Genomic DNA, 24,102 nt, shown 5'->3' on the forward strand with positions numbered 1-24,102 from the left:
TCCTTTTATTTTTTAAACCATAAATCATTCAAAAATCCAGAAAAGATTAAGAATGAAACCATTACGACATGGAAGGTGACAACCATACCAAGCAACTGAATCCAGCGATTCTCAGGTAAGGAACCCTTCCCAGCTTTTTTCCGTTCTTTATTAAGCGCTTTTTTCTTACGAACCCAAGCATCATTGATAACCAGTCCAATCCCATGAAAAAGTCCATAGGCGATGTAATACCAAGTCACACCATGCCAAAACCCCATAATCAGCATATTGAGGATATAAGCTACACTTGAGGTCACATTGCGATTTTTAAAGATCTTCTTTCTGGTCATGATCATCACCATCCGCATAAAGACAAAGTCACGAAACCAGAAAGACAGACTCATGTGCCAGCGATTCCAAAACTCTTTTAAATCCCTTGACAAAAAGGGCTTGTTAAAGTTGATAGGACTATGAATCCCCATCAAATTGGAGATGGCTAAGGCAAACATAGAGTAGCCCGCAAAGTCAAAGAACAAGTCTAGACCAAAGGTATACATCACCGCCAGAGCATAATGATTAAAGAAACCACCTGTCTGTAAGGCCAAATTTTTCAGCGGAGGCAGTAATATCTCTCCTAAAACATGGGCCAAGATAAACTTGTAAAGGAAGCCAAGCATGATATACTTGACAGCCTCTTCTAGCATGTCCATCAACTCATCCCGTTCAGGAATGGTCTCATAATTTTCATTGAAGCGTTTAAAACGATCAATGGGACCACTCGAGAAAGTTGGCATAAAGAGAAGAAAACGCAAGAATTGCCAGACGGTTAAATCCTTGATGACACCGTCTCTCAGTTCAACGATAATCCCAACTGCACGAAAGGTCAAGTAAGAAATCCCTAAAAATCCAAACAAAGATTGAGATCCATGAATAGCAGGAGATACTTTCACAAAGACGATTGGCAATAGAGATAAAAAGCTAACCAGATAAAATATCCATTTACTATCCCGTTGTTTCCTGTACCTTTTGTAGAAAGATACAAGCAACACTTGCCAGATAACATAAAGGATAAGAGCACTTATTTGATTCGTCTTTCCACCGACCAACATGGTGACGATAAAGAAGAGACTAACGAGCACCTCATACCAGGCAAAACGTTTCTTGAAAAAAAGACCAATAAAGATAGGTAAAGTCGCAACAATTACGTATAAAAAGTACTGAAGGTCACCATAAGGTTCCAAATGAGGTAGCTGTTTATAAAGCTCCATCATCGGCTGTTTACCTCGTTAATCAAGCCCTTGATGTCAATTTTACCATTAGGCGTTAGCGGCAAACTGTCTCGATAGAGAAACTTAGACGGCATCATATAAGACATCATGATATCAGCCAAGTCTTCCTTGATAGCCTTGGTAATATCGATATCACGTTCAAACTGCTGACGGACACCGTCTTTTAGGATGACATAGGCCAGTAGATTTTGTACCTTGTGGTCCTTATTATAACGTGGGACAGCAACAGCCGACTCGATAAAGCGAGACTTGTTGAGGTTTTGAGAAACATCTTCAAGCTCAATACGATAACCATTAAACTTAATCTGGAAATCCATGCGTCCACCGTAGAGAAGCAAGCCCTCATCTGTCATAGTTCCTACATCCCCTGTGTGGTAGGCTGGAAGACCTTCGAACTCAAAGAAAGCTTCTGCCGTTTTTTCAGGATTGTTCATATAGCCTTTTGAAACAGCTGGTCCAGAAACGATGATTTCTCCCTGTTCACCATTTGGCAGTTTATTGCCTTCCTCATCAATGATAAAGGTTGGAGAATCAGCCTTGGTATAGCCGATTGGAAGGCGTTTGAGATTCGTCAACATCTCATCCATTACAGCAACAGCTGACAGGGCTACTGTCGCTTCTGTTGGACCGTAAGCATTGATGATACGGGCATTTGGGAAACGCTCGCGCAGTTTTTGAGCTGTTTTGACCGTCAATTCTTCACCATCAAAGTAGAAATGCGTGATTCCTGGCATTTTCTCGCTATTGAAGTCTTCTGACAACATGGCCATATCTGCAAAGGACGGTGTTGAGGTCCAGATAGCAATCGGGAGTGAAAAGATGGTTGCAAAAAGTTTTTTGAAGTCCTGAGTAATAGCTGAAGGAAGAGCGAAAAGCGTACCACCAAGTGCCAAAGTCGGTGCCCAGTACATGACAGATAGATCAAAAGAATAAGGGGGCTGAGCCAGCATTTGTGGACGACTTGGCGTCGCAAATTCCTTATCTGTAATCATCCAGTTGGTAAAGCTGAGGAGATTATCATGGGAAATCTGCACTCCCTTTGGCTTACCAGTCGTACCAGAAGTAAAGATGATGTAGTAGTTGTCATCTCCCTTGACTGGATGGTTCATCTCGTAGCTAGAAGCTTGAGCAAAAGCTTCATGGACTTGCCTTAAATTCAGCATCGGTACGCTAGTTTGCTCTAATGGAAAATCTGAGATGGCAATAATCAAACTTGGCTCTGCAACTTCTACGATAGCAGAAACTCGTTCCAAGGCCGAATGGCTATCAATTGGGATGTAGGCATGACCTGACTTAGTTAGCGCTACAAAGGTAGCCAACATCTCATATTCCTGACCACCAAAAACGACGACTGGAGATTTCTCAGGCAAGTCAAGTCGATCAATAGCTGCAGCTAAACTATCTGAATCAGCCTTCAGATCACCATAAGTATGCTCTTGACCTAAAACATTATAGACAGGATATGTTGGTTGTGTTTGAGCAAAGTGCTCAATCGTTTCAATCATATCTTTTATCGGTTTATTAGACACTGTTCCTTTTCTCCTTTAAACTAGAACTCATTATAAATAAAGCCACCTTGTCCCTGCCCAAGGTAACTAAAAAAATAAAGCAGGCCAAGCAAGATTACAAAATATAGGGCCGTTCGGCCTAAGAATATATGTAGATTTCGTTGTTTTTTCATAAGCTATCCATTAATATATCATTTCTATCGACTACAAATACGAACTATTAGTGATTTATCTTCCTAACATTTTACCACTTTATCAACCTTTTTTTCAACTGTTTACCATAACTTAAAAGTTAGTTTTAGGTTATTTTAAGATAAATTAAAATGTTAACAGTAAATGTGAACAAAAATTTCCATTTCTATAAATCTCCTATACCAATCATTAGAAATTAAACAGTTTAAAGAATGACAGAAAACACACGGCTCCCCCTTTGGGCATTTTTATGCTAAAATAGTAGCTATGGATAAAATTATTAAAACAATATCAGAAAGTGGTTCTTTTCGTGCTTTCGTTCTTGACAGCACGGAAACCGTCCGCACTGCTCAAGAAAAACATCAAACTCAAGCCAGTTCAACTGTCGCACTTGGCCGTACCCTTATCGCTAGCCAAATTCTCGCAGCCAATGAAAAAGGAAATACCAAGATTACTGTAAAAGTTCTTGGAACGAGCTCTCTCGGTGCCATCATCACGGTCGCAGATACAAAGGGCAACGTCAAAGGCTATGTGCAAAATCCCGGTGTAGATATCAAAAAAACTGCAACTGGTGAAGTTCTAGTCGGACCTTTTGTCGGAAATGGTCAATTTCTCGTTATCACAGACTACGGTACTGGAAATCCCTACAACTCCATGACTCCTCTTATCTCTGGGGAGATCGGTGAAGACCTGGCCTTTTATCTGACTGAAAGCCAACAAACCCCTTCAGCAGTCGGCCTCAATGTCCTTTTGGACGAGGAAGACAAGGTCAAGGTTGCTGGTGGCTTTTTGCTCCAAGTATTACCAAATGCCAAAGAGGAAGAAATCGCACGTTTTGAAAAACGAATCCAAGAGATGCCAGCTATCTCAACCCTTCTGGAAAGCGATGACCATATCGAAGCCCTCCTCAAGGCTATCTACGGTGACGAATCCTACAAACGACTTTCCGAAGAAGAAATCCGTTTCCAATGTGACTGCAGTAAAGAACGCTTCATGGATGCTCTTGCCAGCCTTCCAAGCTCAGACTTAGAGGAAATGAAAGAGGAAGACCACGGGGCCGAAATCACTTGTCAATTCTGCCAAACGACTTATAACTTTGATGAAAACGACCTGGAGGAACTCATTCGTGACAAATCTTAATACACCTTTTATGATTGGCAATGTTGAGATTCCCAATCGTACTGTTTTAGCACCCATGGCTGGTGTCACCAACTCAGCCTTTCGTACCATCGCAAAAGAGCTCGGGGCTGGACTCGTTGTCATGGAAATGGTCTCTGACAAGGGAATCCAATACAACAATGAAAAAACCTTGCATATGCTTCACATCGATGAAGGCGAAAATCCCGTTTCTATCCAACTCTTTGGTAGCGATGAAGACAGCCTCGCACGCGCAGCAGAATTCATCCAAGAAAACACCAAGACCGATATCGTCGATATCAACATGGGCTGCCCTGTCAACAAAATCGTAAAAAACGAAGCTGGCGCTATGTGGCTCAAGGACCCAGACAAGATCTACTCTATCATCAACAAGGTCCAATCTGTCCTTGATATCCCCCTCACCGTCAAAATGCGTACAGGCTGGTCTGATCCATCCCTAGCCGTGGAGAATGCCCTGGCAGCTGAGGCTGCAGGTGTCTCTGCCCTCGCTATGCACGGCCGTACCCGCGAACAAATGTATACTGGTCACGCTGACCTTGAGACCCTTCATGATGTCGCTCAGGCCCTAACCAAGATTCCATTTATCGCCAACGGTGACATCCGTACAGTTCAAGATGCTAAACAGCGTATCGAAGAAGTCGGTGCTGACGCAGTTATGATTGGCCGAGCAGCCATGGGAAATCCCTACCTCTTCAATCAAATCAACCACTACTTTGAAACAGGAGAAATCCTTCCTGATTTGACCTTTGAAGATAAGATGAAAATCGCCTACGAACACTTAAAACGCTTGATTAGCCTCAAAGGAGAAAAAATTGCAGTCCGTGAATTCCGTGGCCTCGCTCCTCACTACCTTCGTGGTACATCTGGCGCAGCCAAACTTCGTGGAGCTATTTCACAAGCTAGCACTCTTGCAGAAATTGAGGCCCTCTTGCAACTAGACAAAGCATAGTCCCACATCTACAACTCAAAAAAACGGCAAAGCTCAAAAATGAGTCTTGCCGTTTTTTATATGTTTTCATCTTGTAAATCTAATTGCTTCACTCTAGCTATATAATAGGACATAATCAAAAACAAATTGAGGCTGACAATCCATATAGACCATTCATGAAGAAAATGCATCAATACAGCCAAGCTGATTGCGCCCACTATGAAACTTCCCACAACAATCCCATAATTTAAGGCCTGACGACGGTATTCTTGGATATTTCCTTCTCTTCTAGCAATGCGATACAAAGCGGTCAACATCTTTCGGTAATTTCCAGACGTCATAAAAATGACATAGGGATGATCTTCAATCAAACTGCCCGTAAATGTTAACATCATCATTCCTGTTCCAAAAGCGATGCAAGGAACTTCTATTAGAGGAAATCGTGAAAAGAAAGGGAGAATAAGAGTTCCAATAAATAAAGGGAGCAGCATCTTAACCCGCCAGTAGGCCGTTTTGCGGTATTCTTTCATGTGCAATGCAAACAGAAATCCTAGAGAAAAGAAAATAATAGAGCAGAATCGTAGCATCGTATTGATGACATTTGAGTCGTGCCAATCAGATATCAGTAGGAGAATATTCCCTGTCTGTGTCGCTACCAAACTATGGTATTGAATATGGCAAAACACATCCAAAGAACCACCTACAAATCCAAGAAATACTCCCATCAATCGTGTGTTTTGAGGTAAGATTAATTTATCCGCCATGTATTATCACTCGTTTTCCTTTGATTTTTTTATTATACCACTTTCTCTTGGAGAAACTAAGTGAAAAACAGTTGACTCACTCTTTTACAGAACGATTTCTAGTAAAAGTTAAAACACCAAATTTTATTATTGAATCAAGGCAACACTCGAAACTTTACCATCCGCACCTGTTGTAATTTGGATGATTTTTCCTCCTCCGATTTTGGCATTATACTTGCCATCATCAAGAGTGTAAGAGTAGCCTCTGATAGAATAGTTTTCTTTCTTTCCATCTGCAGTTTCTACTGTAAATTGGCCCCCTGATGAAACCGTAATAGTTTCGCCATTTGCTCCCTTCCAGTTGCCTGCAGCTGCTGAGAAATCACCATCAACCATGGTTAAAACACCCTTGTAGCGTTTGTTGTGTTCTGCTTGCTTGTCTTGAAGTTTGCGGTCAGTTGTTGGATCATAGCCTGACTGGTTAGACTGGGCTTGAGAACCTTGCTGAGTTGAAGGTGCCTGAGATGGGGCTTGTTGACTAGGAGCTGCTTGTTCTTGTCTTGATTCAGGTGCCGGTTTCGCTTGTGACTGATCTGCCGTTGTAGAAGACTGACCAGAAGATGCCTGAGCCTTTTCAGATGAAGCTGAGCTTGAAGATTTTTGAGTCTTACTTTCTTTGCTAGAAGAAGCTGCTTTAGAGCTTGATGATTGACTTGTCTTTGCAGAGCTACTGGTTTGAGTGGATTCGTTTTTATTTCCACAAGCTCCCAGTAGCAAGGTAGAAGTCAATACAGTCGCTGCCATCAATTTGATATAGGTTTTCTTTTTCATTTTTCTACTCCTTTGTAACATTTTTGAAATGTTAAGAAATCTTTTTGTAATGTAATTGTAACATTGAGCCTTGAATCTGTCAACTATTTAGAGAAACTATTTTAAAAAATTTCTCTCTACTATTTCTATTCGTAATTGAAACGAAAAAATAGAAAATTTTTAAAATTAGAGTCCTATTTTTTGCATGCCCCTATGTAATCGCTTGCATTGTATTAGATAAAGGAATATAATAACATTGAAATAGAATATAGGAGGTGCACTCTTATGTTAAATAAGTATTACAAGTATCTTCCTTGGTTGATTTTGGGAGCTATTGGCTCTTATCAATCAGCCACTTACTATGCGCGAACTGCATTTGATGTCTTCTATCTGACTATAATCTTTATGATTGTTTATATCGCTTTGTTATTTTTGCACGAGAACTATCTCAAGTATCGATATAAAGACTTCTTTACTCACCTGTTGAGCAATTCTAAGAAAGATAGCCATTCATAAAAAATGATGATAAATAAAAAGGTCGGGAAAAGTTCCCGGCCTCGTTTTTTATTTCAATCGATAGGTTTTTCTTGGTTTCTTTTTGGGTACTCGTTTGAGTCCAACTTCTTCTACATATTCTCCGTATTTTACGAGAAAGTTATTGCTGACGATGGGCCGACCGGGGTTGATGAGATTGACCAGTTCGGTTCCTTCATAGACAGTGAACTCCTCCTCCAGCAGATAGAGGAAGGTCGGATTCCAATCGAGACGGCCTTGGATTCGTTTGATGGATTCTTGGATAATGGCATAATGGTCAAAGGCGAAGGCTTGCTCGTCCAGCTCGACTCCATCTAGGTAGCATTTGCCTGTCTGAAAATCGACATCTACGAAAACGACATCCTTGGCATCGTCACCTGCCTGAATGAGGTCTAAGGCACGACTAGGTAGGTACACTAAGTGGGCAATGGTCACTGTCCACCCCCGTGGATCACGCTCGGGAGTCGATACGGTCATTAATTGCTCGATTTTCTCCAAAGGTAGATCGAGATTGACTTCTTCTCTCACCTCGCGTTGACAGGCATGCGCAGCATCCTCTCCCTTATCCATAAAGCCTCCAACCAGAGCCAAACAGTTTTGATAAGGGTGGGCCTTGCGACGGATTAGCAGGAGCTTGATCTTTCCTTCGACAAAGCAGTAGGCTACCATATCTACTGTCACACTTGGTTTTTCATATTGAGGGAGTTCCTGCTTGTAGTACCAGTCTAAAAACTCCTCCTGACTGGCATGGATTTCATAATATTCTTTTTCCGTCATCCCTTCTGGAATCTTTATGTCTGCCATCTTATGCCTCCTTTCGAACTGCCTTGGTCCATTGGTACCAACCCACTAGACTATTGAGTGTGTAAACCCAGTACATCCCTTGGATGTGGATATTTTCACCCCACCAGAGGTAGATACTAAAGAGATTGGTTGCAATCCAGAAAATCCATTGCTCGCGGTAAAGACGTGTCATCAAGAGCTGACCAACACCATTGGTCGCATCGGTAACACTATCACGGAAAGGGCGAGCACTATTGATACTTTGGTAAGCCAAGCCCATACCAATCCAGATAATGGCAGTCAAGGCTAAGTACTTGAGCCAGTCAAGAACAGATAATTTCTTAGCTTCAAAGTGGGATTCTTCTGGTTTTCCTTGGTCGTTGATACGATTGGACAACCAAGCATAGAGACCAATCGGCTGCATGACAAAGAAGTAAACAGTCGTCAAGACTTCGCCATAAAAAGTCGCATTCATGGCCAAAATCAAATAGATAGCCGAGTTAATAGCCCCAAAGAGATAATTGCTTGCACGCCCTTCTGCTACCAAGATGACACAGACAATCCCAGTCCAAGATGCAAACAAGCTCAACCAGTCATGGCTTTCCGTATTTTGAGTGAATTCCAAGATCAAGGGAACACTTGACAAGGCGATGAGATACAACCACTGGAAAAGACTACGGCCGACAAAGAGATCTTTCCATAGCAGGCGCATGATTCCTGCAAAACCGATCTTGCGAGCTTCAGCATGGACATTTTTAAAGTTTTCGATAAATTGTGTGATTTTTTCAGTTAGTTTTTTCATATTTTTCTCCTAATCTGCTTGGTAAATAGCATCAATAGCCACTTTGGCTGCTTCATAATTGCCTAGATAATCCTCTGCTAGATAAACTAGTGGAATGTTGGTTAAGTATCGCTCCCTCATCTGATCCAAATGCTGGGAAAAACTGTAGCGAATATGGTCTTCTGCCATGGTCATATCTCTAAATCCGTCATTGACATAGGAACCGACAGGTTGCACGAAGAGAATCAAGTCCCATTTTTCCTTGGCCAAGATTGAAACAAAGAGATTGTCAAAGGTTTCTCCTGATAAGTCCCCTTGGTCCTCAGTCTCCATGTAATAGTCATAGTAACCCTTGGTTACCAATGAATTGGTATCGGCTATCACTAGACCTCGATTGGCATTGCTATCGATTAACTTGGAGGTCTGGTCATACTGTCCCAACAGGAGATAGTAGTAATCCTTTGGAGTCAATTCATCGTCGCGGACATTGTTTTTGATCTGGTACTCACGCGCGTATTCCAGACTAACGGGTGCATCGTAATACCTTGCCAAATCCTTGGCCAGAGTGGTCTTCCCATTGCTAGCACTTCCCATAATCAACACTTTCTTGGTAAACTGACGACGGAAGGGTTGAGCGATGTATTTCCAATATTTGCTTGGATTTTCTCGAATCATAGTCGCTGAGATACCAAACTTTCTTTCTTTCAAGACGGTGCCAAATCCACGTTTAGCTAGCTCTTGCTGGTAGTCTGCTTCTCCTACAAAAAAAGTCAGTTCTTGCTGGTTTTCATCATAGGAAATCTCTGCTAACATCTGGTCCAACCACTCCTGCCAGCCCATAGGGTAACGGGGAAGGTTGGTCTCATCCAGCTTGCAGACAGAGGTCAATTCGTCATCACAAAAAGCCTCTCGGATATAGCGAAATCGTTTTTGAAGACTTAAACCTACCTGCTCCCCTCGGTCTCCCTCGTAGCCTGAAACGACTACCCAGACCTGGTCACACTGACGCTTCGCTCGCTGAATCAGATCGATATGCCCTTGATGGAGAGGGGCAAAGGTCCCAAATACCACTGCTGTTTTCTTTTTCATAAACGTTTTACCTTTTTATAATTTTTGATATTTTTATTTTCTATGTTTTTATTATATACTATATTTTTGTTTTGTCAATAGTTTTTTATCATTTTTTATAAAAAAGTAGCAAAAAAAAGAATCAGGATTGCTCCTGACTCTCCATTTTTAAGCAATATCAAATTTTAATTGACCAGCTTTAACACCTATCTTGAGGGTCTTGCCTGCTACTAGTTCTCCCTTGAGAAGGAGTTCTGCTAGCTTGTCTTCCACTTCTGTTTGCAGGGTTCTGCGAAGTGGGCGAGCTCCCATTTCTGGATCATATCCTTGACTTGCTAGTAACTTCAACGCTGAAGCTTGCAGTTTCAAGTCGATGCCCTTCTCAGCGAGGCTAGCAATCAATGGTTTCACCATAATCTTGACAATTTCCTGCATGTGTTCGCTATCTAAGCTATGGAAGACCAACTTTTCATCAATACGGTTGATAAACTCTGGTCGATAAGCTTTTTTCAACTCTTCAAAGATTCGTTTTTCCATATTTTCCTGGTCAAAACGAATGTCCTTGGCCCCAAAGCCGACCGTCTTGTCATCACGAAGAGCCGTCGCACCAAGGTTTGACGTCATGATGATAATGGTATTTGAAAAATCAACCTTGCGCCCCTTGCTATCTGTCAAGACGCCGTCGTCCAGAACCTGCAAGAGAACATTAAAGATATCTGGGTGGGCCTTTTCTACCTCGTCAAATAGAAGAACGGAGTATGGTTTGTTGCGAACCTTCTCAGTCAACTCCCCACCTTCTTCGTAGCCCACATAACCCGGAGGAGCTCCATTGAGACGGCTAGCCGCAAATTTCTCCATATACTCACTCATATCAAAGCGAATAAGGGCTGATTCGTCATCAAAGAGGACTTCTGCCAGAGCCTTGGCCAATTCGGTCTTACCGACTCCTGTCGGCCCTAGGAACATAAAGGAACCAATCGGACGCTTGTGACTACGAATACCTGACTGATTACGGCGAATGGCACGGCTAATACTTGAAACAGCTTGATCTTGTCCGATGACGCGTTTATGCAGTTCTGCTTCCAAGTTCAGGTACTTCTTAGCATCTGTTTGCGTCAGCTTTTGGACTGGGATACCTGACAAGCGACTCAAGGTGGTCAAAATATCGGATTCTGTCACCAAGTCTTTATAGACAGGCAATTCTTGTTCTTTTGCGATTAGCTGGCCTGCTTGTTTCCACTTGCCATCCATCAAGGCCTTGTCAGCTGGACTCAAGTCCGATTCGTCCATTCTCACATGCTTGGATTTGTTTTGCACTGTTGCTGCCGCCTCATCCAATAGATCGATAGCAGAGTCTGGCAAGTGACGACTAGTCAAGTAACGATGCGCCATCTTAACAGCTGTTTCGACAGCTTCATCTGTGATTTGCACACGGTGGTGTTTCTCATAGGTAGCCTTCAAACCTTGCAAAATGGTCATGCTGTCAGCTAAACTTGGCTCTTCAATGGTCACTTTGGCAAAACGACGAGAAAGAGCTGCGTCTTTTTCGATGTGTTTTTGGTATTCTTCCTGAGTGGTTGCACCAACCGTTCTCAAAGTTCCACGAGCCAAGGCTGGCTTCAAGATATTGGCCGCATCCAGAGTAGAGTCAATACCACTTCCAGAACCCATGATGGTGTGGAGTTCATCGATAAAGAGGATTACCTTACCATCTTCCTCGATATCCTTGATAATGTTGTTCATGCGTTCTTCAAAATCTCCACGGAAACGTGTTCCCGCAACAACATTCATCAAATCAAGCTCCAAAACGCGCATCTTGCCCATTTCCGCAGGTACATCCCCACTAGCAATACGCTGGGCAAGTCCAAGAGCCAGAGCTGTTTTCCCGACACCAGCATCTCCAACCAAGACAGGATTGTTCTTGGTCTTCCGACTCAAAATCTGAATCATACGTGAGATTTCCTTGTCACGACCGATAACTGGCTCTAACTTGCCAGAGCGCGCTTGCTCTGTCAGGTCATGCGTGTAGTCCTCTAGACCGCCACTTGGATTCTGAGGCATGCCCATCATATTGGCCATGGAATTTTGCTTATCTGCCACGGTACGGTGGCGCTGACGCAATGCCTTAAGGTCTTCTCTTGTCCATCCAGCACGCTCTTCTAGATTGCGACGAAGAGCAGCAATTCTGACCTGATCTTTCTGGTCTTCATAAGAAAAGCCTGCTCTCTCCAAGATACGAGTTGCCAAGGCATTGCCATCATGCAAAATCGCATAGAGGACATGCTCTGTCCCTAGCACCTTAGTATGGACCACTGAGGCCACATACTCTGCTTCTGCAAAGAGAACCTCCAAACGATGGGAAAAAGGCAATTCCGTAAAGGTTTCGTCTTGGCTATAGTCCGTTTCAGTCAGTTCTAACGCAACCTCTTCTAAACGGTCCATTTCATAAGGATAATCATTTAGAGTCGCACCTGCCACACTGTAACTGTGATTGGACATGGCAATTAACAAATGCCAAGACTCTAGATATCGAGCTCCAAAATGGCCCGCAACCATGTAGGCACTTTCGATACATTCATTCAACGCTTTTGAATAATTCATCTTACTTCTCTTTTCTATCTACCTCTTGTAATAGCTGTCGGAGCATATTGGCACGGACAACTGAGGATTCCTCCCCTAGAACACGATCTGTTGCTACAGAAGTCAGTAAGGTCATCTCCTGCTTGGTCATCAAGTCCTGCTCCACCAAAAGCTGGAGAATATCCTCATAAATCTCCTGACTAACTCGCTCACCAATCGAGTAAAGCAAATCGCGGAGCATCTCATGATGATTGGAAAACTCAATCCGTCCGATGCGAATGTAGCCTCCGCCACCACGCTTACTCTCAACTAAGTAACCTCTGCTTTCAGTAAAACGTGTCTTAATGACATAGTTGATCTGACTTGGCACAACCTGAAAGGTATCTGCCAACTGGCTCCGCTGCAATTCCACGATACCAGCTTGGTCTAAAATTGCCTTGATATAGGCTTCGATATGATCTGATGTATTTTTAAATCTCATAGTAAATCAAACTCCTTCTTTGAACCTTGACTATCTTTGACTATTATACCGAAATTTTCTCATTTTTAAAAGAAAAAGAGCGCTGGTAAAGGATAATCTTCACCAACTCCCTATTTTTCTACTTATCTAAGCCTAATTCTGCCAAGATTTGACGTTTGTAGGCAATCTTTTGAACTTCCTTGTCCTCATCTTCAGACCAATCTAGTTTGACTTCAGAGACGATCTGTCCAGGCCGATTTTTCAAGATATAGATACGGTCACTTAGATTGAGGGCTTCCTCAATGCTGTGGGTGATGATCAAGGTCGTCAACTCCAGCTGTTTGTGAATCGCCAGATACCAAGCGTGAAGTTCCATCTTGGTCATCTCATCCAAGGCACTAAAAGCCTCGTCCAAGAGAAAGAGCTTGTGCCCGAAAAGGTAGGTGCGGAGTAAGGCTACACGCTGACGCATCCCACCACTGAGTTCATGAGGATACTTATCTCGTATAGCAGTCAGCTGAAAGGTCGCAAGGATGTCATCCGCTCGGGCAATGGCCTCCGCCTTATCCACCTTTTGAATCAAGAGGGGCAGGATGATATTGCCAAGGACTGTCTTATGCTCCAAGAGGAGATCCTTTTGCAACATATAACTCACGCGCCCCTTGGGATTCTCCTCTCCATCAAGGACAATTCTTCCCGACTGGACTTCTAAAATTCCAGCGATTAGATTAAAGAGGGTAGTCTTGCCTACACCACTTGGACCTAGGATAGAAACCACTTCACCCGAAGCCACCTGCAGGTTGATATCTTCTAAAATCTTTTCATCGCCATAGGCATAGCTGACGTGTTCTAGTCTAATTTCTGTCATTATTTCACAAATTCATTGGTGAAGCCTTTGTCAGTCAAGTCTTCTTTGAGGATACCATTTTCTTTATCCCACTTGTAGAAAGCATTCCAGCGTTCTGCGTCAAATTGTCCCCATTTTTCCTTGTCGCTTGCGTATTCTTTTGACAAGTATTTTTGAGATTCGATGACAAAGTCGCGTTTTTCCTTAAGTTCGGGGGCATTCTTGATGAGGATATCTGCAGCTTCTTCTGGGTGTTCCATAGCGTATTGGTAGCCTTTTTTGATGGCTTGGATGACTTTACGAGCTTCTTCTTTATTGTCTTTCAAATAGTCGTTGTTTGCGATGATAACTGGTGAATAGTAGTCAAACTCTTTAACGTAGTCTTTCAAGTACATGAAGTTGGCGTCTACACCTTGAGATTTGGCAAGAATACCGTCCCAACCGTAGTAGATCCAAGCAGTGTCAAAGACACCGTTGGCAATCGGTGTGATCGAGTTTGAATCGTTGTTTGGTACTTTTTCGACCTTCTCAAAGTCTCCGCCTTGAGATTCCACCAAGGTTTTCAACATAGCAAGCTCAGTCGGGTCATTCCAAGTTCCGTATTTCTTCCCAACCAAGTCTTTTGGACTGGTGACATTGTCAGATTTACGTGAGATGATTCCAGATGTATTGTGCTCAACGATAGCGGCAACGGCAGTAATCCCTGCCCCTTTTTCCAATTTCTTAGCCATGTAGTCTTGGAAATAGATAGCAAATGGTGCCTTGCCATTGATCACTAGGTCAGAAGAACTTTCTTCTGGTGGCAATTTCAAGTCAACATCCACTCCAGCTTCTTTGAAATAACCTTTTTCCTTGGCAACATAAAGCCCTGTGTGGTTGGTATTTGGTGTCCAGTCTAGGATAAAGTCAATTTTCTTGAGTTCTGCTTCTTTGTTGTCCTTAGAAGCAGTCCCTTGACCACAAGCCACAAGTACGACAGCTACAAGAGCTGTTACAATCGTTAAAAACACTTTCCATGTTTTCTTCATTTTCATTTCCTCTTTTCTTTTTCTAAAACGCTCTATTTAAGTACGTTTCCATTTGATCACATATTTTTCACTGATATCGACCAACTTCATACCGAGAAGGCTGATAAGCGACACCAGAATAATAATGGCAAACATGGTGTCATACTGAAACAGTTTCTTTGACTGAATCATGTAGACACCTAGTCCTTCAAAGCCTCCCAACCACTCAGATACCACTGTTGTGATAAAGGCATAGGAGACACTGACCCTCAGACCTGCATAAAAGTAAGGCAGACTGACTGGGATTTTAAAATGCCACAGGATTTGCCAAGGGTTTGCTCGCATCAGACTAAACAAGGTCAGCATATCCTTGTCACAGTGCCTAAAACCGTCCAAAATACTGACGATGATAGGGAAGGTTGTCGTCAGGATAATCAAGACAATCTTGGGCAAAATCCCATAGCCTAGCCACAAGACCAAGATAGGCGCTATGGCAATGGTCGGAATGGTCTGAACAACCACCATCATAGGATAAATCAAGTCATTGAGCCAAGTCAGACTATCCATGAGCACCGCCATAAGACAGGCAATCAAGACTCCTAGAACTAGACCTAGTAAAGCCACTCTCAAGGTCGCCCAGCTATGGTACCAGAGAAATTCTCTGTCACGAACAAAGGACTGGAGAATCTCAAGAGGAGTTGGCAGGATAAACTTGGGTAAAAGTTTGAATATGCCCGCTAACTGCCAGATTGACAAGACTCCTAGAAAACCCAATAGACTAATGTGTCGTCTCAGTATACTTTTCAAGTTTGTCATCAATACTTAAAATCTCTCCTACATTTATTTTGACATTGGCAAAGACATTATCTGCCTCCTGCCCGGCCACTTCAAGCGCTTCTTTGAGAATGCGCATGAGCTCATCCAACTCCCCTTCCAAGACCGTTTCAAAGGGTGTCACCACCATAGTCACGGACTGAGCTTGCAGATAAGCAATCACTTGATCGATAATAGCAATTCGATCAATCCCCTGTGATAGGGGCAAGACTTGCAAGGCAATGCTTGCTTTCATAAAATCCTCCTCTTCTCGGCTTTCCTTTTGAACAAAAAGAAAAACCTTTGCCATATATGGAAAAGGTGCAGAATTCGGCTAAGTATCGTTCCCTACGCTGGCATTACCCAGATCAGGTGCGGTCGAAGTTTAACACTTCCTCTCAGACTGTACACAGACTCCCATATCTTATATGGAATATAGTAACGCAAATGCAAGGAAAAGTCAAGGAAACTGCTTACAGAAAACTATGAAAAAGAGTTTGAAGACAAATGCTTCAAACTCTATCATAGCTTTCTTATTTAGCCTCGTACCAGGTTGCCCCTTCATTCTCATCAGCAATGAGTGGGACACTAAGCTGGATGGCTTCTTCCATGGTTTGTTTCACTAGTACTTTGACAGCTGCTAGTTCTGATTTCGGAACCTCAAGGACGATTTCATCATGCACTTGCAAGAGCATCTTGGTCTGATAACCACCCTCAACCAGAGCTTTGTCTAGCTGAATCATAGCAATTTTGAGAATATCTGCTGCCGAACCCTGAATAGGGGAGTTAATGGCAGTTCGCTCTGCAAAACCACGAATGTTAAAGTTGCGCGAATTTATATCTGGTAGCTCTCGACGACGCTTGAAGAGGGTCTCTACATATCCCTTGTCACGCGCTTCACGTACCACTTCTTCCATATAGTTTTTAATCCCAGGAAAACGCTCAAAGTAGGTATCAATGTAGGCTTTGGCCTTCTTACGACTAATACCAAGATTGTTCGCCAAACCAAAATCTGAAATCCCGTAAACCACTCCAAAGTTGACAGCCTTGGCATTGCGACGGTCGTTTGGCGTCACATCCTCAGGACGTTCAATTTCAAAGACACGCATAGCTGTCGAAGTATGGATATCTGCTCCTTCTTGGAAGGCCTTGATTAAGTGCTCATCCTTAGAGATATGCGCCAAAACGCGCAACTCAATCTGTGAATAGTCGGAGCTAAGAAGGACACTATCCTCCCACTCTGGCACAAAAGCCTTACGAATGAGGCGACCTTGTTCCAAGCGAACAGGGATATTTTGCAAGTTTGGATCTACACTAGACAAACGCCCAGTCTGAGTCAAATCTTGCACATAGCGCGTGTGGATCTTGCCATCATCTAAAATCCAATCCTGCAAGCCAACCACGTAAGTCGATTGAATCTTAGCAATCTGACGGTAGTCTAGAATTTTTTTGACAATCGGTGCAATAGGAGCCAGACGCTCCAGCACATCCACTGCTGTCGAGTAACCTGTCTTGGTTTTCTTGGTGTATTCTAGAGGAAGTCCCAGTTTTTCAAAGAGAAGTACGCCCAACTGTTTAGGTGAGTTGATATTAAATTCCTCACCAGCCAGCTCATAAATCTCTTGGGTGAGTCGCTCAATGACAATCTCATTTTCAGCTTGCATCTCAAGTAGGGTTTCTTTTTTAACCTTGATTCCAGCAATTTCCATCTTGGCAAGGACAAAAGCCAGAGGTTGCTCCATGTCATAGAGAAGATCTAACTGCCCGTGTTCACTGAGTTTTTCAAGCAAAACAGGCTCCGTCTCAACCAATACAGCAACCTTGCGAGTCAAGTGCTCCAAGAATTTCTCTCTCTCAGGGATAGCTTTCTTGACCCCCTTACCGTAGAAGGTCTCATCATCAGCCAAATAAGTCTGGCCATAGAGATTCGCAATGGTTGAAATTTCATTGTTCTCGACAGTAGAGAGGAGGTATTTGGCCAAACGACTGTCAAAAGCAGGGGCCTGCAAATTCAAGCCCAAACGATTTAAAAGAACCTTCGCTTTCTTAAAGTCATACACTTTCAGAGGTGTTTTTTCTAGAAAATTCTTGAGAATCGGCTCCTGCAAGAGCTCAAGTTTGTCTGTAGCGTAAAGTTTATCCCCACAGGACCAGGCAAAACCAACCAAGTCATCTGTATGGTAATTCTCACCAAAAAGCTCAAAGTGGAAGATAGAGTTGGCGCTCAGCATGTCTTGACTGACTTGGTCAACGATAGTGAAATCCAAACTTTCAGGCGCATCCGTTGATGACACATTTAAAGCTTGCTTGAGCTGTTTGAAGCCCATCTCATCGTAGAATTTCCCGAGATTTTCCACATCTGGTCCACTATAAAGCAAATCATCAAGGCCAATCTCAATCGGTGCCTGAGTCTCAATGGTCGCCAAGGTTTTAGACAGGAAGGCTTGTTCCTTGTCATTGATGAGATTTTCCTTCATCTTAGAAGCCTTCATCCCATCGATATTTTCATAAATACCCTCTAACGAACCGTGTTCTAGCAAGAGCTTGATACCCGTCTTTTCACCGATCTTAGTGACACCAGGGATATTATCAGACTTATCCCCCATAAGAGCCTTAAGATCAATGAACTGAGCTGGTGTGAGGCCCATCTTTTCCATGAGATAGTCTGGCGTAAAGGCCTCAAACTCAGCCACACCTTTCTTGGAAATCTCGACCACCGTATGCTCATCCGTCAACTGGATCAAGTCCTTGTCTCCGCTGACAATAGTCACTTCAAAAGAATCCTTCTCAGCCAAGCGACCTAGGGTCCCGATGATATCATCTGCTTCATACTGGGCCAACTCATAGTGGCGAATCCCAAGATGATCTAGCAACTCACGAATGAAGGGAAATTGCTCACGAAACTCATCTGGAGTTTTAGCACGACCACCCTTGTAGTCTGCATACATCTCTGTACGGAAAGTCGTCTTACCTGCATCAAAAGCTACCAAAACATGACTGGGCTCAACACGCTCCAAGACGTGATTCAACATGAGTTGAAAGCCATAGATTGCATTGGTATGAAGGCCATTAGCATTTTTAAAACGATCCAACTGCTGATAGAGCGCAAAAAAAGCTCGAAAAGCAACTGAAGATCCATCAATTAATAATAATTTTTTCTTGTCCATACACCCATTATAAAGGAAAGCAGGGAAAAATACCATCGGAAAGAATAGGCAAATGGTAGTGAAGCCCTCTTTTTTATATTCTTTCTAGATTCTAGCTCCGTTACTATCCACTCGATAGCCATCCACAGTGGTATTCACTGCTAAAGCCCCTGAAGCATTGACGTAGTAATACTTTCCTCCTACTTGGAACCACTGGCTAGACTTCATAGCCCCTGAACTCTCCAAATAATACCATGTTCCATTTTCCTTTAGCCATCCTGTCTGCATCTCCCCTGATGCCTTTAGATAGTACCAATGCAAACCATCCTTCACCCAACCTGTTGACATGGTTCCATTGTCTTTAAAGTGATACCAACTGCCATTTATTTTCTTCCAACCAGTTGCGAGTTTCCCGTTCTCACGGTAATTCCAACTCCCTCCTTCTTTTTTCCAGCCTTTTTCTGTATTGCTTAGCTCTGCATACTGCACATATCTTCTAGAACCGCTATAAGACAAATAACCGAGCCACTTATAACCATCCTTTTCAAGAACTTGATCATAACTCACACTCTCACCAGCATAATAGTAGTCAATAACTTGTCCTGTGCTTGCTGGCTGGTCCATAATTGGCAATTTCCCCGTGAACACTATTGTCCCACTGGACGGAAGCTCTGAGCTACGAGCACCCTCACTCGCACCATGGCTAGCGGATAAATCCTTGAAATGAATAAAACCCGTCATCGAACTAGCCTTGACTTTTCGACGGTTATACTTTTCTCGAACCCCATAGTTATACTCTTCGATTTCAATCGTATCCCCTGATACATTTGATACCCAGGCCACGTGCCCATAATATCCTTCTGTCGACCAAGCAATAGCCCCAACTTCTGGCTTAGTATCCACACGGTAGCCTTCTCGCCTTGCACGATGTCCCCATTCATTCGCATTTCCGTAGGCAGGAGGAATCTCAAAGCCATTTACACTACTCAAACGAAAGGCCGCAAAAGAGGTACACTGGCGAGAATACATCCGCCACTGATCGATTTCAACACTACCATTTTTGTAGTGAAGCGGATAGTCATCTCCACGCGCTACACTATCGGCCTGAACCGATTCTCCACCAAACAAAAAGGTACTTGTAACAAACAAAGTAGCCAGCCCTAAACCCAACTGAGTATATCTACTCTTCTTAACTCCTGATTTAAAAAACGTCATTCATTCTCCTTAATAATATAAATTTCCGAGGTTACCCTCGTTTATACTATTCGGGAGAAAAAGAAAAAAGTGAGCAAAGCTCACTTCATTTTAGGATTCTTAGTCTAGATAGCGAATCAAGTTCTTTTCTGTCAAGATATCTGAGTAGGTGAAGGATTCAACATAGACATTGGCTTGTTTGTCTCCTTCAACATCCCCAAATTCAACGATAAATAAAGATGGATAAACCTCAATTAACTTACCCAGTCTGTTTTTTTGGCGCTTACGGCCATTCTCCAAAGTCATTTCAACGACTTGTCCCTCATGCGCCTTGATCTCTTCTTTGATTTTTTTCATCTTGGCTACATCTGTAAATGCATCTGACATCTTATGCCTCCCTCTTTGAGATACTTGAAAATTTATTGTATTCTTTTTGGAAAATCAATTCCACCGTTCCACGAGCTCCACTACGGTTTTTCTCGATGATAACCTCAACCTTGTTATTTGGAATTCCTTCCTCTTCTTCACCCGCACGATCGTAGTAGTCGTTACGGTACAGAAAGGCTACGATATCCGCATCCTGCTCGATAGAACCCGATTCACGAATATCAGACAAGACTGGTCTCTTATCCTGACGCTGTTCCACTCCACGAGATAACTGACTAAGAGCAATGACTGGAACCTTTAGCTCCTTAGCTAGAATTTTTAACTGACGAGAAATTTCAGAGACTTCTTGTTGGCGGTTCTCACGACCAGTACCTGTGATAAGCTGTAGGTAGTCGATCAAAATCAAGCCTAGATTGCCTGTTTCTTGAGCCAGTTTACGTGAACGCGAACGAATTTCCGTGATCCGAATCCCTGGTGTATCATCGATATAGATACTCGCGTTGGCTAGGTTCCCTTGAGCAATGGTATATTTTTGCCACTCCTCATCAGTCAATTGACCCGTACGGATAGAATGGGACTCCACCAAGCCTTCGGCCGCCAACATACGGTCTACTAGACTTTCCGCACCCATTTCCAGCGAAAAGATAGCAACCGTCTTGTCCAACTTAGTCCCAATGTTCTGAGCAATGTTCAAAGCAAAGGCCGTCTTACCAACTGCTGGTCGCGCCGCTAGAATAATTAATTCCTCCTCATGGAGACCTGTCGTCATATGGTCCAAATCACGGTAACCCGTTGCAATACCAGTGATATCCGTTGTTTGTTGTGACCGAACTTCTAGGTTCCCAAAGTTGATATTTAGAATATCTCGGATGTTCTTGAACCCACTACGATTGGCGTTTTCGCTAACATCAATGAGTCCCTTTTCAGCCTGAGCGATGATTTCATCTGCAGGCTTAGAAGCCTCATAGGCTTGGTTGACAGACTCTGTCAACTTGGAAATCAAGCGACGTAGCATAGCCTTTTCCGCTACAATTTTAGCATAATATTCCGCATTCGCTGAAGTTGGTACTGAGTTGACAATTTCAACAAGATAAGACAAGCCACCAATATTTTGGAGATCCCCTTGGCTATCCAAAATCGTCCGAACCGTCGTCGCATCAATCGCTTCCCCACGATCCGACAAATCTACCATCGCTTGGAAAATCAACCGATGAGCATACTTAAAGAAGTCACGAGAATCAATGTATTCTCGGACAAAAACGAGCTTACTCTCATCTATAAAAATAGCTCCCAGAACAGATTGTTCTGCTAAAATATCCTGAGGTTGAACTCGCAGTTCCTCTACTTCTGCCATCCAACTTTCCTTCCTTTTACAATCTTGTCAAGAAGTTGTAAACTTAACCTTCTTTTACACGAAGATTGATGACACTTGTAACATCTTGATAGATCTTCACTGGTACATCAATCAAACCTACTGCTCGAATTGGTGCTTGCACTTGAATATTGCGTTTGTCAATCTTAATACCAAACTGCTTTTGCAATTCTTCTGCAATTTTCTTGTTAGTGATAGAGCCAAATGTACGGCCATCTGGTCCAACCTTTTCAACAAACTCTACAACTGTTTCTTCTGCCTCAAGCTTAGCCTTGATGGCTTTTGCTTCAGCAATCATTTCAGCATGAGCCTTTTCTTCTGATTTTTGTTTTCCACGCAACTCACCCACTGCTTGAGCAGTCGCTTCCTTGGCCAAATTCTTTTTAATCAGGAAGTTTTGAGCGTAGCCAGTTGGTACTTCCTTAATTTCGCCTTTTTTTCCTTTTCCTTTAACATCTGCTAAAAAGATTACTTTCATTCTTCTTTCTCCTTTTCCTTTAGTTCTTCCAAGATTAGTTGAGTCAATTTTTCTCCTGCTTCCGACAAACTCATATCCTCGATTTGCGCGGCAGCTAGATTAAAGTGACCTCCACCACCCAACTCTTCCATAATGCGTTGCACATTGATTTTACTACGACTTCGAGCCGAGATAGAGATAAATCCTTGTGTATTTTTTGCCAGAACGAAACTAGCCTCAATACCAGACATAGCCAGCATAGCATCGGCAGCCTTACTGATAACAACTGTGTCATAAGACATTGAGTCCTTAGCTTGAGCAATCAAGATATCTGAACCTAACTTACGACCTTGTAAAATGAGTTCATTTACCTCACGGTACTCTTCAAAATCTGTCGCAGCAATCTCCTGGATAGCAATACTGTCACTTCCCCGTGTTCTCAGATAGCTAGCCACATCAAAGGTTCGGCTCGTCACGCGAGATGTGAAATTCTTGGTATCCAGCATCATACCAGCCATCAAAACACTGGCCTGCATACGACTCAAACGATTCTTCTTAGAATTTTGGAACTGAATCAATTCTGTGACCAACTCACTGGCACTACTTGCTCCACTTTCAATATAGGTGATGACTGCATTCTCAGGGAAATCCTGATCACGTCTATGATGGTCAATAACAATAGTTTGAGTGAACAAATCATAAAAATCTTTTGACAAAGTCAAAGCCGTCTTGGAATGATCCACCAGAATCAATAATGAACGGTTTGTAACTAACTTCATCGCATCTGTAAGAGATAAAAGCTTCGTGACATCTTCCTTCTTCAAGAACTGAATAGCACGTTCGATATCTGCTGGCATATGGTCTGCATCATAGACAGCATAACTGTTCTCAATAATATTACTTGCAAACAACTGCATACCAACAGCAGAGCCCAAAGCATCCATATCTAGATTTTTATGACCGACTACAAAAACCTGATCAACACTTCGAATCTTATCAGAAATGGCTGTCATCATGGCTCTGGTACGTGTACGAGTACGTTTGATAGACGCAGCAGTTCCTCCACCAAAGTAGACTGGATTCTTGGTTTCGTTATTTTCCTTGACCACCACCTGGTCACCACCGCGAACTTCTGCTAAGTTCAAGTTGAGCAAGGCAATTTTCCCTATCTCTTCATGGTTTCCATCACCATAAGAAAATCCCATACTTAAAGTTAGGGGTAGCTGCCTCTGTTTTGATTCTTCTCGGAAACTATCAATAACGGAGAATTTATCATTCATCAATTCCTCTAGTACCGTGTAATCTGTGAATACATAAAAACGATCCATCCCCACACGGCGAGAAAACATAGCATACTTACTAGCAAATTCTGAAACAAAATTGGCTACAAAACTATTGATATGACTGATATCGGAGTCAGATGTCGCATCCTCCAAATCATCATAGTTATCTACTGAGATGACTCCAATGACTGGACGGCTAGTTACCAATTCTACAGTTGCTTCGTACTCCCCAGAAACATCAAAGAAATACAAAACACCCGAAGCCTTGTCCATATGAACAGCATATCGTGTTTCGCCCAAGGTAGCATACGAACCAGGATTTCCAACAGAAGCCTTGATGATGGTTTGAATTAACTCAACATCAATTTCGCCCTCTTCAGTAGTTAAAATCAGCTCAGCATAGGGATTAAACCATTCCACTTCGCCACTAGATAAGTCTAATTTCAGGACTCCCACCGGCATTTGATCAAGCAAAGTACTCAAGCTATTTTCAGCTTGATGATTTACGTATTGGATTTGTTCAATTTCGCTCTTTTCATACTGTTTTTTTTGCCAGACAAATAAAAGCAGATAAAGAAGTACAAATAAAAACAAGACACTGATTGTTACAACATTATTTTGTGAAAAAATAATCAGCATTGTTAAGGTTCCGAAAGTTGCAATCCCTAGTAGAATCGCAGAATTCGGAGTTAAATTATTTTTTTTCATTCTAAACCTCTTGCGCATTATTATATCACAAATGCCCTTAAAAAGCGACCTTTAAAGAGAAAGCACTGCTTTTAT

The 24,102-nt window shown here is 42.6% G+C and carries 23 protein-coding genes and 1 riboswitch; of the genes, 3 read left to right on the forward strand and 20 right to left on the reverse strand.

Annotated elements, in window-relative coordinates; genetic code table 11:
- Positions 1–5 precede the first annotated feature (5 nt).
- Genes dltB through I2H52_RS07380 form a run of 3 tightly spaced genes read right to left on the reverse strand, consistent with a single transcriptional unit; the run spans position 6 to position 2,949 of the window.
- Positions 6–1,250: a D-alanyl-lipoteichoic acid biosynthesis protein DltB gene (dltB, locus tag I2H52_RS07370; RefSeq protein ID WP_057488967.1), complete on the reverse strand. Its 1,245-nt coding sequence runs from the start codon at positions 1,248–1,250 to the stop codon at positions 6–8.
- On the reverse strand, positions 1,247–2,797 hold the full coding sequence (gene dltA, locus I2H52_RS07375) for a D-alanine--poly(phosphoribitol) ligase subunit DltA (protein ID WP_195594881.1): 1,551 nt from the start codon (positions 2,795–2,797) through the stop codon (positions 1,247–1,249). The genes dltB and dltA overlap by 4 nt, the downstream gene beginning before the upstream one ends.
- Positions 2,798–2,817: 20 nt before the next feature.
- Positions 2,818–2,949, reverse strand: coding sequence for a teichoic acid D-Ala incorporation-associated protein DltX (locus I2H52_RS07380; RefSeq protein ID WP_029692964.1), 132 nt, complete (start codon positions 2,947–2,949; stop codon positions 2,818–2,820).
- Positions 2,950–3,235: 286 nt separating this feature from the next.
- On the opposite strand from I2H52_RS07380, the gene hslO reads away from it, so the two are divergent.
- Together hslO and dusB are read left to right on the forward strand one after the other, a co-directional pair.
- Positions 3,236–4,108, forward strand: coding sequence for an Hsp33 family molecular chaperone HslO (gene hslO, locus I2H52_RS07385; protein WP_195594883.1), 873 nt, complete (start codon positions 3,236–3,238; stop codon positions 4,106–4,108).
- Positions 4,095–5,075, forward strand: coding sequence for a tRNA dihydrouridine synthase DusB (gene dusB, locus I2H52_RS07390; RefSeq protein ID WP_000183314.1), 981 nt, complete (start codon positions 4,095–4,097; stop codon positions 5,073–5,075). The genes hslO and dusB overlap by 14 nt, the downstream gene beginning before the upstream one ends.
- A gap of 56 nt (positions 5,076–5,131) precedes the next feature.
- Here the strand turns inward: dusB and I2H52_RS07395 are convergent, their stop codons facing one another.
- Complete coding sequence (locus I2H52_RS07395) at positions 5,132–5,818, reverse strand: YoaK family protein (protein WP_045617903.1); 687 nt, start codon at positions 5,816–5,818, stop codon at positions 5,132–5,134.
- Positions 5,819–5,944: 126 nt separating this feature from the next.
- Positions 5,945–6,628 carry a hypothetical protein gene (locus I2H52_RS07400; protein ID WP_049479827.1) on the reverse strand — a complete coding sequence of 228 codons (684 nt, stop codon included), beginning with the start codon at positions 6,626–6,628 and terminating at the stop codon, positions 5,945–5,947.
- A 264-nt stretch (positions 6,629–6,892) separates the two neighbouring features.
- On the opposite strand from I2H52_RS07400, the gene I2H52_RS07405 reads away from it, so the two are divergent.
- Positions 6,893–7,123, forward strand: coding sequence for a hypothetical protein (locus I2H52_RS07405; RefSeq protein ID WP_049484993.1), 231 nt, complete (start codon positions 6,893–6,895; stop codon positions 7,121–7,123).
- A gap of 48 nt (positions 7,124–7,171) precedes the next feature.
- Here the strand turns inward: I2H52_RS07405 and I2H52_RS07410 are convergent, their stop codons facing one another.
- The 15 genes from I2H52_RS07410 to I2H52_RS07480 form a co-directional block, all read right to left on the reverse strand.
- Positions 7,172–7,945 carry an NUDIX domain-containing protein gene (locus I2H52_RS07410; RefSeq protein ID WP_049479310.1) on the reverse strand — a complete coding sequence of 258 codons (774 nt, stop codon included), beginning with the start codon at positions 7,943–7,945 and terminating at the stop codon, positions 7,172–7,174.
- A 1-nt stretch (position 7,946) separates the two neighbouring features.
- Positions 7,947–8,726, reverse strand: coding sequence for a nicotinamide riboside transporter PnuC (gene pnuC, locus I2H52_RS07415; RefSeq protein ID WP_049479311.1), 780 nt, complete (start codon positions 8,724–8,726; stop codon positions 7,947–7,949).
- Positions 8,727–8,735: 9 nt separating this feature from the next.
- On the reverse strand, positions 8,736–9,794 hold the full coding sequence (locus I2H52_RS07420; RefSeq protein ID WP_000730564.1) for an AAA family ATPase: 1,059 nt from the start codon (positions 9,792–9,794) through the stop codon (positions 8,736–8,738).
- A 147-nt stretch (positions 9,795–9,941) separates the two neighbouring features.
- The gene (locus tag I2H52_RS07425; RefSeq protein WP_001109664.1) at positions 9,942–12,374 is read right to left on the reverse strand and encodes an ATP-dependent Clp protease ATP-binding subunit; all 2,433 of its coding nucleotides are present in this window, start codon (positions 12,372–12,374) and stop codon (positions 9,942–9,944) included.
- 1 nt (position 12,375) lies between these two features.
- The gene (locus I2H52_RS07430; RefSeq protein ID WP_001211252.1) at positions 12,376–12,834 is read right to left on the reverse strand and encodes a CtsR family transcriptional regulator; all 459 of its coding nucleotides are present in this window, start codon (positions 12,832–12,834) and stop codon (positions 12,376–12,378) included.
- A 118-nt stretch (positions 12,835–12,952) separates the two neighbouring features.
- A complete protein-coding gene (locus I2H52_RS07435) occupies positions 12,953–13,681 on the reverse strand; it encodes an ABC transporter ATP-binding protein (protein WP_049501307.1) in 729 nt (242 codons plus the stop codon).
- Positions 13,681–14,688 carry an ABC transporter substrate-binding protein gene (locus I2H52_RS07440; protein ID WP_049501306.1) on the reverse strand — a complete coding sequence of 336 codons (1,008 nt, stop codon included), beginning with the start codon at positions 14,686–14,688 and terminating at the stop codon, positions 13,681–13,683. Before I2H52_RS07440 ends, I2H52_RS07435 begins: the two co-directional genes overlap by 1 nt.
- 36 nt (positions 14,689–14,724) lie before the next feature.
- A complete protein-coding gene (locus I2H52_RS07445; protein WP_161800219.1) occupies positions 14,725–15,483 on the reverse strand; it encodes an ABC transporter permease in 759 nt (252 codons plus the stop codon).
- Complete coding sequence (locus tag I2H52_RS07450; RefSeq protein WP_002880743.1) at positions 15,446–15,736, reverse strand: thiamine-binding protein; 291 nt, start codon at positions 15,734–15,736, stop codon at positions 15,446–15,448. Before I2H52_RS07450 ends, I2H52_RS07445 begins: the two co-directional genes overlap by 38 nt.
- 72 nt (positions 15,737–15,808) lie before the next feature.
- Positions 15,809–15,911: riboswitch (TPP riboswitch) on the reverse strand.
- Between the two features lie 102 nt (positions 15,912–16,013).
- Positions 16,014–18,647 carry a DNA polymerase I gene (gene polA / locus I2H52_RS07455; protein WP_049501318.1) on the reverse strand — a complete coding sequence of 878 codons (2,634 nt, stop codon included), beginning with the start codon at positions 18,645–18,647 and terminating at the stop codon, positions 16,014–16,016.
- An 84-nt stretch (positions 18,648–18,731) separates the two neighbouring features.
- Positions 18,732–19,841, reverse strand: a complete 1,110-nt coding sequence (locus tag I2H52_RS07460) for a CHAP domain-containing protein (RefSeq protein ID WP_053092657.1) — start codon at positions 19,839–19,841, stop codon at positions 18,732–18,734.
- 99 nt (positions 19,842–19,940) lie between these two features.
- Complete coding sequence (locus I2H52_RS07465; protein ID WP_001278165.1) at positions 19,941–20,207, reverse strand: Veg family protein; 267 nt, start codon at positions 20,205–20,207, stop codon at positions 19,941–19,943.
- Between the two features lies 1 nt (position 20,208).
- The gene (gene dnaB, locus I2H52_RS07470) at positions 20,209–21,561 is read right to left on the reverse strand and encodes a replicative DNA helicase (protein ID WP_195594885.1); all 1,353 of its coding nucleotides are present in this window, start codon (positions 21,559–21,561) and stop codon (positions 20,209–20,211) included.
- 43 nt (positions 21,562–21,604) lie between these two features.
- On the reverse strand, positions 21,605–22,057 hold the full coding sequence (gene rplI / locus I2H52_RS07475; protein ID WP_000864211.1) for a 50S ribosomal protein L9: 453 nt from the start codon (positions 22,055–22,057) through the stop codon (positions 21,605–21,607).
- Complete coding sequence (locus I2H52_RS07480) at positions 22,054–24,027, reverse strand: DHH family phosphoesterase (protein ID WP_000739996.1); 1,974 nt, start codon at positions 24,025–24,027, stop codon at positions 22,054–22,056. Before I2H52_RS07480 ends, rplI begins: the two co-directional genes overlap by 4 nt.
- Positions 24,028–24,102: the final 75 nt, after the last annotated feature.

It is taken from the genome of Streptococcus oralis (assembly GCF_015561235.1).
Taxonomy (GTDB): domain Bacteria; phylum Bacillota; class Bacilli; order Lactobacillales; family Streptococcaceae; genus Streptococcus; species Streptococcus oralis_BK.